Raw genomic sequence first — 16,070 nt, 5'->3', positions numbered from 1 at the left:
GTTGTTTTAAAGAAAATTTTGCCAAACCCAGAATTTATTACACACAAGAATAAGCTAATTAGAGGTTTTCATATTAGGTTTGTTGATCGACCTATTAATCTCACTATCGTCCATTTTGTTTTAAAAAACGCATAATCTCTACCTTGTGACCGCCCTCTCCTTTATGAAACTTTTAGGTGACAGTCTCTGTCTCACCACATATAATCGTTTTTATCTTAATTAGCTTTTACCGATAAGAGAGAGCTACCGTGAATCACATTCAAAACGACCTGCCCACACCCAACTCGACGCCGCCACACGAACAATCTCGGGCGTTATCGATAGCAAAATTTTCTATCGCCCGCAAAAAGTCAATTTTTTGGATATTAGCGGTAGTTGTCATTGTTTTTCTGGCACAGTTCCCCAAAATTATGACCGATACCGACCCAGAAAACATGTTGCCAGCATCCGATCCTGCGCGCATGTTCCATAATCAGGTAAAACAAACCTTTGCCATGCATGATTCGTTAGTGGTTGGGTTGGTAAATGAGCAATCGATATATCAGCCGGACACTTTGGCGAAATTAGCCGCCGTTACCGATTTTATCGATGGTTTGGATGAAGTTGTTCACGAAGATATCTTATCTCTGTCGACCGCAGATAATATTACCCAAGCCGGGCCGGGTACCATTCGCTTCGAATGGATGATGGCAACACCACCAGACTCTCTTGAGCAAGCACAAAAAATTCAAGCATCGGTAAATAGATTACCAACTCTTAAAAACACGCTAGTTTCAAACGACGGTCAGGCGGCAATAATTTATGTTCCTCTAACTGAAAAAGATTTTAGTTATCAAGTTTCAGAGAAAATAAAAGAATACATCAATAATAATGTAAACAGTAATGCCAACGATCAATGGCACATTACCGGTCTACCGGTTGCTGAAGATCAATTCGGCCACGAAATGTTTGTGCAAATGGCAATTTCTGCGCCTTTAGCGGGTTTAGTTATTTTTATTTTATTGTGGGTATTTTTTAGAAATATCGCCTTTATTACTGCACCCATGATTATTGCCATGGCGACAGTGATTATTACCATGGGTGCTTTGATCGCTTGTGGATTCTCTGTGCATATCATGTCGTCGATGATTGCGATCTTTTTAATGCCAATTGCGGTTGTTGACTCGGTACACGTGTTGTCGGAATTCTCCGACAGCTTCAGACCAGGAAAAAATCCGTCCGAGGTAATTTCTGAGGTAATCGGTAAATTATTTCAACCCATGCTTTATACTTCGGTAACGTCAGCGGTCGGTTTTTACTCTCTGTATTTAACCCCAATTCCCCCAGTACAAGTATTCGGTGTGTTTATTGGTTCTGGAATATTGGTAGCATTTGCACTGACTATTTTATTTTTACCCGCTTACCTTTGCAGCCTAAGCAATAAAACTCTACAAAATCTTGCCGAAACCCATACCGACTCCGAAAACTCCGCAGTTGCTAACTCGGTAAGAAAATTTGGTCAGATGGCCGTGTCACATCGTCCGTTTTGGTTGTTGACCTTAATAGTACTCGGCGGTGTGTCAGCGTATGGCATTAGCAAAATTCAGATTAACGACAATCCTGTGCGATGGTTTAAGCCGTCGCACGAAATTCGAATAGCCGACAAGGTACTAAACAATCATTTTGCCGGAACCTACGACGCTTATTTAATTTTTGAAAAATCCAATGCATCTGACCAAAAAATAACAACCATACTGAATTCCGCTTTAACTCAAACTACTGCTGATGGAGAATTAAGAGCAATTATTGAAAAATCGTTGGGTGAATATTCGAGCCTGGATGCAAATAACATTCAAAACATTACCAATAGTTTAATGATTGCGTTGGATGATTACAGTTTTACCAGTTCTGATGCAGAATCTTCGGCCCAAGCGGCAGATTTACTGTCGCAATTAGAAACTCTGAACAGTTCTGGTCAATTATTTTTGCAACCAGAATCGCTTAATTATTTAAAAACCTTGCAAGAACATCTACAAACAACGGGATTGGTTGGCAAGTCCAACAGCCTAAGCGATGTGGTGATGACGGTAAATCGCGAATTACGTTCTGGTAACGACGAAGACTTTACCATACCCAACAGTGCAAACGCTGTAGCCCAAACCTTATTACAGTATCAATCGTCCCATCGCCCTCAGGATCTATGGCACTTTGTGAATAAAAGCTATGATCAAAGTTTGGTGTGGTTGCAATTAACCAGTGGCGATAACAAAGACATGAGCGCTGTTGTTGCTGAGGTTAAAAATTACATTGCCAAAAATCCTTTGCCCGAAGGAATGAGTTATCAGTGGGCGGGTAAGGCGTACATCAATTTAATTTGGCAAGAAAAAATGGTCTCTGGCATGTTTGCCAGTCTTGCCAGTGCGTTTGTAACTGTATTTATTATTATGGCGATTTTATTCCGCTCGATTATTTTCGGTGTGATTGCCATGATGCCTCTGACGTTATCCATTGCATTAATTTACGGTGTAATAGGAATTATCGGTAAAGACTACGACATGCCAATTGCCGTTTTATCAGCGCTTACCTTAGGTATTTCAGTGGATTTCGCCATTCACTTTATCGAGCGCCTAAAAGCCATTTATGCGATCAAACAAGATTGGCAAGAAACCTTAAAAGCCATGTTCGAAGAACCCGGACGAGCCATAACCAGAAATGCCATTGTCATTGCCATTGGTTTTACACCGTTGTTATTCGCACCGCTGGTTCCTTACATTACGGTGGGCGTTTTATTGGCAAGCATTATGACAATTTCGGCTGTCGTCACCCTAATTATGATTCCCAATTTAGTGGCACCCATACATAAACGAGTTCTTTCTTAAAAAGCTCGTCCATACATTCACTGTAAGAATAACGTTTTATAGGTGTATCAATATGCAATTCATAAATACTGTAAAAAAAGCATTGGCATTGAGTACCGGAATTTATTTGTCGTCTCTCGCATTATCACCTGTGTACGCTCAATCCGATATCGACGTACGTAAAATTGTTAAAGAGTCTGAACTCGCCTCCTATTACGCCGGCGATGACGGTCGATCAATGGCGCGCATGGTGATCGTTGATGCCAACGGTAATTCGCAAATTCGACAATTTATTATCTTAAGAAAAGATATTGAAGATGGTAAAGACCAAGAACTCATGGTTTTTTTTTCACGCCCTGCCGATGTCCGCGATACCGTTTTTAGAGTCGTAAAGCATACCCAGACCGACGACGATCGTTGGTTGTATTTGCCGGGTCTCGATTTAGTGAAACGAATTTCTGCCGGAGATAAGAGAACGTCTTTTGTGGGTTCGCACTTTTTTTACGAAGATGTCTCTGGCCGAAACACTGAACTCGACGACTATGAATTGGTGGAAGAATTAGAATCTAGCTATCGTATTAAAGGCACACCCAAAGATCCGTCTACGGTGGAGTTTGATCATTATTTTGTGAACATCGATAAAGCAACGAAAATTCCCTTAGAAGTAGATTTTTACGATTCCAAAGATCGCCTGTACCGAAAAGTAAGCGCCGTTAAAGTAGAAGAAATCGAAGGCATACCAACCGTTGTTCACTCACGTGTTGAAGATGTGTTAAACGGCGGCGCTACTGAAATGCAATTTCGATTTGTCGATTACAACCTTGGCTTGCCTAACGATATTTTTTCTGAACGCAGTTTACGTACACCACCTAGAGATTGGTTAAAAATTACCAATTAGGATTTAAATACTATGCTTCCTCTAACGCTGACAAAGGCGTCCTATCGAGCAAGGACGCTCATTTTTTTTATTTCGTCTTTATCTTTTTCGGTGAATGCTCAACAAGCAACCGAAACAGACGATTTATGGAACGACGATGATTGGCTCGAAGAAACTCCAGAGGCAAATTCGAACGCATTTAGAATTACCGGATTTGGAGAAATACTTGCTGGACAGAGAATCACCGAATCGGAGTTTCATTCGGATACCAGCGCCGCCGATATACGTTTGCGTTTAGAAACTAAGTTTGATTTTAATGATGTACTTTTTTCGGTTAAATCAGATAGTTACTACGATCATGTTTTAGGTGATCTTCGCGGTGACTTTCGTGATTTAACGGCTAGCTATTCATTCAATAGTTTTGATCTAAAGGCGGGACGACAAATATTAACGTGGGGCACCGGCGATTTTCTATTTTTGAATGATTTTTTTCCAAAGGATTGGCAGTCGTTTTTTTCGGGACGCGACGACGAATATTTAAAAGCTCCGTCTGACTCGGTGAAGTTGTCAGGCTACTTTTCTGCATTAAATATTGATCTCGTCTGGGTACCTGAGTTCGATTCTGACAATTACCTAACAGGTGATTATTATTCTTTTTTTAATCCGCAAATTGGTAATATAGACGCGCCGAAGTTTCTAGCAGACGCCCCCAATGACGATGAAATCGCTGTTCGTATCTATAAAACTCTGAACAGTACCGAACTTGCAGCCTATTTCTACGACGGTTTTTTTAAAAGCCCCAATGCCGTTGATGACGACGGTGAACTGACGTTTTCTCGTCTTAGAAGCGTTGGGTTTTCTGCAAGGTCTCCCTGGCAAAATGGTTTGGTGAATATTGAAACCTCTTATTTAAGAAGTCTTGACGATTCCTCGGGAAGAAATCCGCTCATCAGTAACAGTCAATGGCGATTTTTACTGGGCTATGAACGGGAGTTATTTACTCGTCTAACCGGCTCGGCTCAGATTTATCTAGAACGAACATTAAATTACGATAATTTGATTCGTTTTTCTGCACAGCCACAATTTGAACCCGAAGAAAATCGCACACTGACAACAGTTCGTTTGAGCTGGCGTAACGCCAATGAAAAACTTCGTTTTTCACTTTTTACCTTCTATTCTCCCTCAGATGAAGACACTTACTGGCGAATTCAATCCAGTTATCGACCGAATGATCGCTGGCTTTTTACTCTAGGAATGAATTGGTTTGATGGCGCAGCTGAAGATACTTTTTTTGGTCAACTCACGGACAATAAAAATGCGTATCTAAGATTGAGATTGAGCTTTTAACAAAGGGTTAAAATTGGCGCCACAATGATGATTTTTATGAAAATGGTGTTAATATAACTTCGGGGACTATATTAGAGTGAAGATAGACAATTATTGATTTAAACACTAGCTTAACTTAATAAATATCTTTTATTGCGCATTGATAGCTGCAAAAAATGAACAAAAAGCAAGGGCTAAAATCAATATAAAAATATAACGGTCTTCATATAACCCATAAAATATAGGAAGCTTGTTAAACTCAATACCAGACAGGTAAAGTGTGATGGAAATGCCAAAAGAAATGCCAAAACTACCTGAGGAAGATGCGGCAAAAGCTGCCGAATTTCTACGATCTTTGGCTAACGAATATCGACTGCTCATTTTATGCCGCTTGGCAGAGGGAGAAATGAACGTCGGTCAACTACATGAACCCTTCGATTTAAGTCAGTCGTCGTTTTCACAGCATTTGTCCGTGCTTAGAAAACAAGGCCTTGTTAAAAATCGTAAAGTTGCCCAAACCGTTTATTATTCTCTTAATGATCCCGATATCGAAAAAATCATGATGATCTTAAAGGACAAGTTCTGTCCGGATCTATAAGAACAGTTGATTAACTCTTCTGCGATTTAATCAGAGGGCAGAAATTGCAAACATAACTTTCAATTTCTTCGCAACTTCAATCACTTATTGTTATTGAAGTTGGCGGCACGTCCTTACATTGCTAGAAACTCAGGGTTGCTCCGAGTCTTCTTTAATAAATTCGCAGCTTCTATTTTTACTGAAAGAAATAACACCTGATTGATTTTTAAGGTAAAAATAGAAGTTTTTAACACTCTTTATTTTAACGTTGCGCGATTGCCTAAAAATAGATCGGTTGCTGATTCACATAATTTATTTATGTTTAAAAACAGTTATTCTCACAGCAGCAACAAACCTACTCGTGCTTTAACTTATCTTAAATTAACGAACACCAACATTTATTAGCCTGCAATAAATCGAACAACAAGTAATTTTCTAATTTCGGTTTTTCGCAATAGATTAAACTTCACAAAAAACCACAAAAAAATTCTTTTCGGTAAGCAGTTTGTAATAATTAGCTTTATATTTGAACAAACTTTGCCCGACATAAATTGTTTTTTTAACGTCTTCTAATAGCATTTTTCAATAATTATAAAAATGACTTAACGTTTCTATTTTAATTAACCGGAATTTTTTGAACTATCGTCAAGATCACTTACGTCCTGTTCTTGCAGCCATACGTAAAACTCTAAATCTTCTTGTAATAAAGGAAGATCCTCATTTACAACCACTAAATTCAATTCATCCACTAGCTGGCTGGAGTCGTCTAGACTGCTTGATGAGTTAAATACCGCAGCCACGGCAACCACAAACATAGCCGCAAAAGCTGTTACACCGACTGCCCAAGAGTTGTTTGATAGAAATCCAAAAAACTCACGGCTGGATTTATCCTGTTTAAAGTTCAACGCCGCATTACGTGCGACATTAAGTCGCACCTGAATGTGTGCTGGAAGAGCCTCTGCTTCTTGATCAAGTACGCTAGAAACTTTTTTAGTTAATTCTTTTTCCGCGTCAGAAGTTTTATCAAACGGATTTTTTGGAGATTTCATAAGTCGCTCCCTAAGTGCGCGAGCTGATCTTGTAATGCCGATAAGGCTCTAGAGAAGTGTGTTTTTACGCTGCCTTGACTACAGCCCATAATTTCGGCAGTTTCTTCGGTGTTATGTTCCCACCAGGCTCTCAAAACAAAGGCTTGTTGCTGACGTTTGGGCAGTTTTTTCAACGCGGTTAAAATGTGCTTTTTATATTGTGTATCTGCCAAAGATTGAACCGGTGTGCTTTGCTGAGTTGAACCTTCATCTATATCTAACTCTTCTTCACTTACCTCGTGCTGCTGCCACCAGAACATCACTTTACGAACCTTTTGACGTCGATACCAATCGCGAATGGTGTTTTGCAATATACGTTGGAAAAGACCACCCCAGAGTTCTGGATCAGTATCGCGATAACTTTTTACCATTTTTAGCATCGATTCTTGCACGATATCTAACGCATCATCTTCGTTACTGACGGCAAGTTTTGCCGTAACAAAGGCACGGCTTTGTACGGCTTGGAAAAAAGCATCTAAGGGGCTATGGCGAGCACTCACGATATCAGTCCTTTACCATTGATAACGCAGTGATAGTTCTCCATACACAATGGATTCATCAATTGACGACGAACCCAATGCACCCATAGTCCAGGCATCTGACAGCGCGTAGTCAGCGCCAAGAGTAATGCTGGTTTCTTGTTCTTCGACGATGGCAAATTGATATTGGGAAACCTGTGAAAATAAGCCCCAATCACCCAATACGTATTGAGCACCAGCGCTCACTTGCCAGTCGACTAAATCAAACAGTCCAGAAAGGTTTTGCTGAGCAACCAGCAACACAAATTGTCGCTGTGCTAGATTCTCTGGAAACTCTTCGTCGTAGTCGTAAACAATACCGTCAATACTCGCACTGAAATTATTCCAATAGCGAACAAAGCGCAATTGATAACCGGTGCGATCAAATTCTCGACTGCGACTGGGTGAGCGCTGGAATCGTCGCAGCACACCCTCACTGGTGACAGTTCCAATTGAAACGCCGAGCTCGGCAGACCAAGAACCGGGAAAATAACGAAGGCTAACACCAACATCTTCCGTTTCAACCGAACTGTCGGACTTGGTTGTTGTGTAGTCGAGGCCAAATCCCCAAGTTTTTAAGGGGTCGGTGCTAAATCTGAGGTAGGTTCTTTCGCTGTGTTCGGATTGCTGAGCAAGGTCGAATTCAGACTCACTGTAGCTCGCCTCAAATAAGTGATAACCGGGCAATTCAAGGACTAAATCTGCGGCATACAAGCGCTGGTCTTCGGAGTCTGAGCCAATTCGCAGGGTAATATCGTTGTGTTTTGCGTCCGAACCCAACCATTCGTCGTCGGCCCAGCACAACCCCGGCAATAAACACAGCCATAAAAGGCGGTAGCGCATAATACAATTCCTATTGACGACGATTCTTTAGTTTCTGAAAAAGCTCTTGTCGTTGTTGTGGCGACAAGCTTTTAAAACGCTGTTTAAGTGCTTCACGTTTTTCGGGTGGTAGCGATTGAAATCGATGAAACTGCTTGCGAATTTTTTCTCGATCGCGCTCGGGTAATGCTTGAAATTTTTCAAAGCGTTCGCGCACGGCTTGCCGTTGCGGTTCGCTCAAGCTTTGCCACAATTCGCGTCGTTCTTGCGCTTGTGTACGCTCCTGTGGCGTCATTTGCTGCCAAATAGATGCTCCTTTTAAAAGGCGCTGCTTTTGTTCCGGTGAAAAACTCTGCCACTGCTCTTGTACTGCCGCGAGAGCGGTCTGTTGTTGCTCGTTGAGCTCGGCCCAGCTCTGCGCCTGTGCTTGGTTTGCGGTGAACACTAAGGCACACAAACATAAGCCATACAACGGTTGCAATAAACGATAAATAGTCATGGTTCTTTACTGCCCTGCGGTGTCGAGTCTGCCTCAGCTTGAGGCTCAGCTTGTTGCTTTTCGTAGTCTTCCAAGCCGTGGTACAAAATTACGTTGAAAGTTAGGTCGTCGGTACCGGAGAAGTCTGCTAAAAACTCCAATAACGCCTGCGACGGCGCCTTGGTTGACAAAGACTCTGAAGTTTTTACCTCACTGTCAGAATCATCCGCCCATACGGGTAATGGTGTCAGCGACAAGCACAAGAGTGCGTTAACTACCTGCATGTGCCGTTTTTTTCTGTCTGTCATGTATAAAACCTAGCGATCCAATCTAAGATGATATGCACCTGAATAACCTACTGGAAATGGACTGTTTTGATGGTCGACTCTTGCAGTCTTTCCGTGTTCGTAACTTAAAGGAACCTCTGATTAACTCATCCTTGATTTAATCAGAGGGCAGAAATTGAAAATGTGATTTCCAATTTCTTCACAATTTCAATCACTTACAGTTCTTGAAGTTGGCGACACATCCTTGTGTCGCGAGAAACTCTAGGTTAATCAGAGTTTCCTAAAGCTTTAGTAAGCGACCGTTTTCTCTGCTTCAAATAATTCTGACGCTTTTACCCAAAAACCATTTGCGTTAAAAACCCCTAATGATTTATTTAAAATGCATTTTTATTGTAAATGCAGGTCATCTACCTGTCAGACAGTTAACCATGCCAATCACGCAATCGGCAATACAGTCACTCAACCAGTAAGTAATACAGCCACACGACCAGCAACATAGCCTCACAATTATCAGTGGGATGATGAGCGGCGGCTTGAAAGGCAATCAGCCACATCTACACCATGATCCACGTCTAACTGAAGAGCTCATAGCAGGGCTTTGGAAAATACGCTTTCTGATTTGCTCAATCTCTTAATGACTCGCAGGAATCGACGTCAACGTATCCGTTCTTGTATACCATAAAGCTCGGGCAAATCAGCGTTGGCGGTAGGCGAATGCCAACGAGATCAATAGAATCAATCTGATGATAAAGATTAAATATGAGGTTTTTCTAATAATGAGATCGGAAAAATAACAGGAGAGGAAACTTGAAAACAAGACGATTAAAACAGCAGTTGTTGGTTGATCGTCTTAAAAATAGAAAACTCCGACAAACCTAGAATTTTCAATGCAACTCGTTCAATACATTAAGTTCAATGCGAAAAAGATGTGTCGTCAATTTCAAGAACGATAAGTAATTGGAATTTTGAAGAAATTAAAATTCGCATTTTTCGATTTCTGTCCTCTGATTAAATCGTGAAGGAATTAATCAGAGGTTCGAATACGCATAAAACCAGAAACTTACATCATTAAATCAACGCCGCACTCAAGCTGCTCAAACCAATTCAAGAATTGTCTGACTTGGTCTTTACCAACAAAAGGCTTGCCGTGTTGAGGCAAAATCATTTCGATGTCTAGATTTCTAACACGATCTACCCATGCTCGACAGGCTTTGTTAGAGGCCATATAACGTCGATGAAATCCTTCCATTAACGGTACATGCTCTGCGAAATTAGTCACCGCCATATGATCTTGTCCCGGTGTTACCGCAGCACCCACATCGCCCGAGAATAAAATCTTAGAGATAGGATCGTAAAAATGGAAATTACCCACAGAATGTAGAAAATGCGCTGGAACCGCTTGTATGTGGGTTTTTCCTAATGGAATTTTGGCGCCTTTGTCTGGAAGCTCAATCATTCTATCGATTAAAGATTTATTCATTTTTCCAGATACGAAACCAGACACCAAGTGTGGTAAGAATCGTGCCCACAAACGCGAGGTTACCACCTGGCAGTCTGTGTGCATTAACCAACGTGGCAAAGACGAAATAATATCGGGATCTTGGTGAGACGCAAAAATTAACTTCAAGGTTTTCAGTGAAATATGTTTGCTTAACTCAATAGATAACGGGGTATAAGTTAAATCACCACCTGGATCAAATAAAGACGCTTCGCCATGATCCACAATCACTAACTGGTTACTTGGAATTCCCTCACCGTCAACGAGGCCAGTAACGAACAAGCATACATGCTCGTCTTGATCATAAACTCTAACCACTCGTTCAGACATAACTCTCCACCACCTGTTTCAAAAACACAGCCTGCCAATTTGATAGAAAAAATATAAATAGAAGCATCTTAAAGGAAGGATGCATAAAAACGATTCTTGCTATTTGCTCGACCTTTCTACAAAGGTTAGGCATTTAAGAATTTAAACATCGGCGGAAAAACAAATACATAAAACCGCTAAAAACGATGTTAATTATGTATTTAAAAGCTTGCTCATTGTTGTAAATAAAATCAACCCGCGAACATTACCGATAGCCCGAAAATATAACAGCCTATTTTTTCGGGGTTGGAATTGTAGAACATTAGAAAAAGAAATGTGACAAAAATTTTCTTAAACACCAACATAAACTCAGGTGTACACATTTAATTAAGGCAAATATTTGTCTCGATTAAAATAATACGTGCGAATTATTGTTTGTTGTACAAACTCACCATTTTTTTGATTTAAAACAAATGTGATCGAATTATCGTCAAAACTTTACTGCTTTTTGGAACCGATTTAATCAAAGTGAATACTAACTGATAATTTTTCCGCCAAATTAATCAAATTTTTTGAAAAATACGATTAACGTCAATTTTTGCTCAAAAACTTGACTACAAAAACTTTTAAACCGATTTAAGTTCGCTATCAAGAAAACTCTAAAATAATCAATTACGTAATAGAAACTGGGCTTGTTAAATTAAATTCAATGTAACGTTAAAGATTTATCTTATCTTATTTAGACTGAATAATTTTAAATTATAGATACATTTAATAATCTAGTTATTAATGCAAAGACTAGTGAATTAGAAAAAATTAATTTAACAATATAAATATAGCAAAGAAGTGTAATTGAGATAGGAGATATAAAAATTTATTCGAATTATACGAGGAGGATTCTTACGGAAACTCTGAGTTTCCTGAAAGTCGCCATCAATACAAAGACATGTCGTCAACGTTGATAAACGATTGTAATTGCCGGGCAGATCTGAGCTTACAGAATCCGCCTCTGATTAAATCAAAGCTGAGTTAATCAGAGGTTTCTAAACAGAATCTATTGTTGATTCAATTTAGCGAGATTACAAGGCGTCTTAATATTCCGCGTTGTGATAAACGTTTTGGACGTCGTCAACGAAGTTCAGCATATCGATAAACTTCTCGAACATTTCCAAATCTTCGCCTTCGATGGCGGAACGCTCGTGCGGTACGAATTGGATTTCGTCGACATCAAAATCGATGTCACCAAACGCTTCGGTTAACGCGGAGCGCGCTTTGGCGTACTCGGTATGAGGAACAAACACACTAACTTTTCCGTCTTCGGATTCGATGTCTGTAACTTCTACATCGGCTTCCATCAACGCTTCTAGGGTTGCTTCTTCTTCACCGGAAAACACAAAAACGCCACTGTGATCAAAACTGTGACCAACAGTACCTTGGGTACCGATTTTTGCTTTGCACTTGGTAAAGCATTGGCGCACATCACCAAAGGTTCGATTGGGGTTATCGGTTAGGCAGTCAACGATTACCATGATGCCACCGGGACCAAAACCTTCGTAGCGAGCCGATGAAAAGTCTTCGCCAGCCCCACCTCGGGCTTTGTCCAGTGCTTTTTCAATAACGTGACCGGGTACTTGGTCTTTTTTTGCGCGATCAATTAGGCCGCGAAGTGTTAGGTTCCCGTCTGGCTCAACGCCGCCCGCTTTTGCGCACACATAGATTTCACGGCCGTATTTACTGTAAACCTTCGCTTTCGCATCGGAGGTTTTCGCCATTGACTCTTTTCGGTTTTGATAGGCTCTGCCCATTGCGTCCTCGTCGATCTTCTAAAAGTTGGCGATTTTAACTTCAGGCCGCAAATTAGTGAACCCATCTTATTAGTCAGATTTTAAATCAATAGCGATTTTATGGATTATTGTTGAGCTTTACCGTAGGCCTCGACCTTACTCCACACTCGTAATAGGTTGCCGCTCCAGATTTTTTCGATGTCTTCTTTGCTGTAACCACGGTTGACAAGCTCTTCGGTGATTGCCGCGCTTTGGCTGATGTCGTCCCAACCTTCAATACCGCCACCACCACCAAAATCAGAGGCAATACCGGCGTGATCAATGCCAACAAGCTTAATAACGTACTCAATGTGATCAACAAAGGTTTTTATGGTAGCTCTTGGCCATTGCGCGTTTAAAGCCGCTACCGCGTTTCGGAATTCACCCATTTGGGTTTGGGTGACTTTTTTGTACCAATCGGCACCCTCAAAACCCATTTTGGCTTTAATAGCTTCGATCTCTGCTTTGGCTTCATCGGGAAGCGCGCGTAAATAGCTATCAAAAGCTACCAGCTGAATTACGCCATCGTACTTAGCGATGGTTTTAATTTCTTCATCGGATAGATTGCGCGGATGATCAAACAGAGCTTTTACGCCAGAGTGCGAAGCAATGACCGGAGTGCGTGAGAATTCCGCCGCTGCAAGCGTACTTTCTTTTGAAGTATGGGAAACATCCACCATAATTCTCCAGCGATTCATCGCCGCAATAAGCGCTCTACCCTTCTCACTCAAACCGTGGTTAACAGGTTCGGCAACACCTTCTTGTTCGCCTTTGGGGCCAGAACTATCGCCAAAATCGTTGTGACCGAAATGTGTTAAAGAGATGTATCTGGCGCCGCGATCGTAGAATTCTTTTAAATGCTCGTAGTTAGAACCAAGAGAAAACGCATTCTCAACACCAACGGCAACCGCAAACTTACCGTCGGCCACGGCCGCTTTTAGCTCCTCTGGATTTCTCACCAAAGCGACATCGTTGGGGCTGTTCGCAACCATGCGCTCAATCGCGGTAAACTTCTGCTGGGCTTCTTCGTACGCGGTTGCATAACCTTGTTCAGACACCGGCCCTTGGGCCACATACACAATCAAAAAGCCCGCATCCAAACCACCAGACCGCGCCTTAGGCAGATCAACCTGCATGGGGCTTAGTTCGCGAGGATCTGCGTCATCAAGTCCAAGGGTAATGGGAATATCAATGTGCGTATCAATAGTCAGTAAAGACTGGTGCAGTTGTGAAATGTCGGCAGCATCAGCGGCCGATTCAGAAACACTTTTTGGTTCAGAAACAGTTTGTTCAGATGAATTCGTTTGTTGGACATTTTCTTCAGACGCCGGTTGTTTGGCATCACAACCCAATAATGCCGCGCCAACAATGCACATCGCCAACAACTTTTTTGGGCCTAATAATTTCTTCGAGCCCGAAAGCGGATTTGAGGCTAAAAACTGGGGGAAAATAACCGATGTAGATTTCATCAAAGCCTCTTTTTATTGCTTAACAAACATTTATTGATCGCCAAAACACCTAGTGCCTATGCACTCAAGTATGTTTAAACCAAATTTGCACAACCACGTTGAGAACAGGAAACTCTGGCTAACCTAGAATTTCCAGCAAGACAAGAATGTGTTGCCAATTGAAGAAACTATAAGTGATTGAAATTATAAAGAAATTAATAATTACATTGTCAATTTCTGGCCTCTGATTAAATCATGGATGAGTTAATCAGAGGTTCTAATGTGATCGCGCGCCGCTGGCCTTAAAAAACCGCTGCGGCATCATCACCACGCTTGTCGGCGCCGGTTTCATAGGTGCCATCGGGTAGACGCAAAATCGCATCAACCTTACCAATAACCGGTGCTCGACCGCGGTTCACTTGGTAACCTTTTGCTTTTAAGCCTTCTAAAAGCTCCTCGCTAAAACCCTCGTTTTCAAACAACACTAAATCGGGCAACCATTGATGATGGAAACGCGGCGCGTTAACCGCTTCTTGCATACTCATCTCAAAAGCCGTGACGTTTAAAAATGTTTGTAACACAGAGGTAATAATGGTTGAACCACCCGGCGCACCCAAGGCCATAAAAAACTCGCCGTCTTTTTCGACGATGGTTGGTGTCATGGAACTCAGCATACGTTTACCGGGTTGAATGCTGTTGGCTTCGTTACCAATTAAACCAAACATATTCGGCACACCGGGTTTTACACTGAAGTCATCCATTTCATTATTAAAGAAGAAACCGAGTTCATCGCTAAACAGTTTTGAACCAAAACCACCGTTAATGGTGATGGTGGCAGCAATAGCGTTACCGTATTTATCGACGATGGAGTAATGGGTCGTTTCCATGCTTTCGGCAAAATTAATATCCCCGGCGCTAATGTCAGAAGATTTTGTCGCTTGATCAAAACTAAAATCGGCCATGCGATTTTTAAGATAATTAGGATTCAGCAATTTGTCTTTAGGAATATCGACAAAATCCGGGTCGCCCAAATATTCGTTGCGATCGGCATAAGCGCGGCGCTCTGCTTCAACAATAATTTGCGTAGAAGGCAGACTATTGTGATCGTATTGACCCACGTCGTAGGGTTCGATCATGGTTAAAATTTGCTGTAAGGTCACACCACCGCTGCTTGGTGGGCTCATCGAAATAATGTCGAAGCCGTTGTAAGAAAAACGCACGGGTTCGCGCCAAACGGCTTTATATTGCGCCAAATCTTCTTCGGTAATATATCCACCTTTTTCTTGAATAAATTGGGCGATCTTTTTGGCCGTCTCGCCTTTATAAAATTCATCACGTCCGTTGGCGACGATTTTTTTCAAGGTTTCTGCGAGCGCATCACGCTTAACTATTTCACCCACTTGATATTCACGGGCAAATTTAGAATCGCTGCCACTGATTTCCGCAATCAAAGGACGACTGCTATCCAAACGGCTTTTTTGATATTCGGTAACCACCACACCTTTTTCGGCCAAATCGATAACGGGCTGTAAAAGCTCGGCAATGGGTTTAGTTCCAAAGCGTTCATGCATCGCAAAAATACCGGCGATTGTGCCAGGTACACCTGCTGCTGTTGCGCCATTACGGCTCATGCCCGAGATAACTTCGCCGTTCTCATCGAGATACATATCTCTGTGTGCTGCTAGAGGCGCTTTTTCACGAAAATCCAAAGCACCTACCGAACCATCTGCCTGACGATACACCACAAAACCGCCGCCACCGGGACTACCGGCAAATGGATAAGCAACCGCTAACGCCATTTCAACCGCGACCATGGCATCAAAGGCAGTACCGCCTTTTTTAAGAATTTCTAGGCCAACTTCTGAAGCTTCAATGCGTGCAGACACCACAGCGGCTTCATTCGCTATAAGACCGGTAGGTTTTGCATAAACAAAGCTAGAGCCTGATGAAACAGAAGATGATTCGACAATCTCGGTAACACTTGAAGAAGTTTCTGTGGAGCTGGTTTCAACGGGAGGCGTTTTTGCTTGATCGTCACTACAGGCAGTTATTGCCACGAACAAGGAGCACAGTAGAGGTAACTTAAGATTTGTCATTAATGTATTTCCTGGGCGAATTTCGCTTTGGGTACCATTTAAAAATAGAAATTAAAAAATTGAGACCGTTTTTAACGCCAAAAAAA

The 16,070-nt window shown here is 41.7% G+C and carries 13 protein-coding genes; 4 read left to right on the top strand and 9 right to left on the bottom strand.

What is annotated here, in order from left to right; genetic code table 11:
• Window positions 1–248 precede the first annotated feature (248 nt).
• The 4 genes from ACYQ2C_RS04310 (at window position 249) to ACYQ2C_RS04295 (ending at window position 5,638) form a co-directional block, all read left to right on the top strand.
• On the top strand, window positions 249–2,858 hold the full coding sequence (locus ACYQ2C_RS04310) for an efflux RND transporter permease subunit (RefSeq protein WP_460099895.1): 2,610 nt from the start codon (window positions 249–251) through the stop codon (window positions 2,856–2,858).
• Window positions 2,859–2,910: 52 nt separating this feature from the next.
• Window positions 2,911–3,735 (top strand): outer membrane lipoprotein-sorting protein, encoded by an 825-nt coding sequence (locus tag ACYQ2C_RS04305; protein ID WP_460099898.1) that lies wholly within the window; start codon window positions 2,911–2,913, stop codon window positions 3,733–3,735.
• Between the two features lie 12 nt (window positions 3,736–3,747).
• On the top strand, window positions 3,748–5,061 hold the full coding sequence (locus tag ACYQ2C_RS04300) for a hypothetical protein (RefSeq protein ID WP_460051100.1): 1,314 nt from the start codon (window positions 3,748–3,750) through the stop codon (window positions 5,059–5,061).
• 262 nt (window positions 5,062–5,323) lie between these two features.
• Window positions 5,324–5,638 (top strand): ArsR/SmtB family transcription factor, encoded by a 315-nt coding sequence (locus ACYQ2C_RS04295; protein WP_460051098.1) that lies wholly within the window; start codon window positions 5,324–5,326, stop codon window positions 5,636–5,638.
• Between the two features lie 599 nt (window positions 5,639–6,237).
• Here ACYQ2C_RS04295 and ACYQ2C_RS04290 read toward each other — a convergent pair.
• The 9 genes from ACYQ2C_RS04290 to ggt form a co-directional block, all read right to left on the bottom strand.
• Window positions 6,238–6,666: a DUF3619 family protein gene (locus tag ACYQ2C_RS04290; protein ID WP_460099903.1), complete on the bottom strand. Its 429-nt coding sequence runs from the start codon at window positions 6,664–6,666 to the stop codon at window positions 6,238–6,240.
• Window positions 6,663–7,205, bottom strand: coding sequence for an RNA polymerase sigma factor (locus tag ACYQ2C_RS04285; protein ID WP_460099906.1), 543 nt, complete (start codon window positions 7,203–7,205; stop codon window positions 6,663–6,665). Before ACYQ2C_RS04285 ends, ACYQ2C_RS04290 begins: the two co-directional genes overlap by 4 nt.
• Window positions 7,206–7,217: 12 nt before the next feature.
• Window positions 7,218–8,066, bottom strand: a complete 849-nt coding sequence (locus tag ACYQ2C_RS04280; RefSeq protein ID WP_460099909.1) for a hypothetical protein — start codon at window positions 8,064–8,066, stop codon at window positions 7,218–7,220.
• A gap of 10 nt (window positions 8,067–8,076) precedes the next feature.
• Complete coding sequence (locus ACYQ2C_RS04275) at window positions 8,077–8,544, bottom strand: DUF3106 domain-containing protein (RefSeq protein WP_460099912.1); 468 nt, start codon at window positions 8,542–8,544, stop codon at window positions 8,077–8,079.
• Window positions 8,541–8,831, bottom strand: coding sequence for a hypothetical protein (locus ACYQ2C_RS04270; RefSeq protein WP_460099915.1), 291 nt, complete (start codon window positions 8,829–8,831; stop codon window positions 8,541–8,543). The genes ACYQ2C_RS04275 and ACYQ2C_RS04270 overlap by 4 nt, the downstream gene beginning before the upstream one ends.
• A 1,039-nt stretch (window positions 8,832–9,870) precedes the next feature.
• Complete coding sequence (locus ACYQ2C_RS04265; RefSeq protein WP_460051087.1) at window positions 9,871–10,638, bottom strand: oxygen-binding di-iron domain-containing protein; 768 nt, start codon at window positions 10,636–10,638, stop codon at window positions 9,871–9,873.
• A 1,070-nt stretch (window positions 10,639–11,708) separates the two neighbouring features.
• Window positions 11,709–12,422: a YebC/PmpR family DNA-binding transcriptional regulator gene (locus ACYQ2C_RS04260; protein ID WP_460051085.1), complete on the bottom strand. Its 714-nt coding sequence runs from the start codon at window positions 12,420–12,422 to the stop codon at window positions 11,709–11,711.
• 104 nt (window positions 12,423–12,526) lie between these two features.
• Window positions 12,527–13,909, bottom strand: coding sequence for a dipeptidase (locus ACYQ2C_RS04255; RefSeq protein WP_460099919.1), 1,383 nt, complete (start codon window positions 13,907–13,909; stop codon window positions 12,527–12,529).
• A gap of 281 nt (window positions 13,910–14,190) precedes the next feature.
• The gene (gene ggt / locus ACYQ2C_RS04250; RefSeq protein ID WP_460051081.1) at window positions 14,191–15,984 is read right to left on the bottom strand and encodes a gamma-glutamyltransferase; all 1,794 of its coding nucleotides are present in this window, start codon (window positions 15,982–15,984) and stop codon (window positions 14,191–14,193) included.
• Window positions 15,985–16,070: the final 86 nt, after the last annotated feature.

The sequence above is a fragment of the Sessilibacter sp. MAH3 genome (genome assembly GCF_054658275.1).
This window is presented reverse-complemented; position numbering and strand designations above follow the sequence as displayed.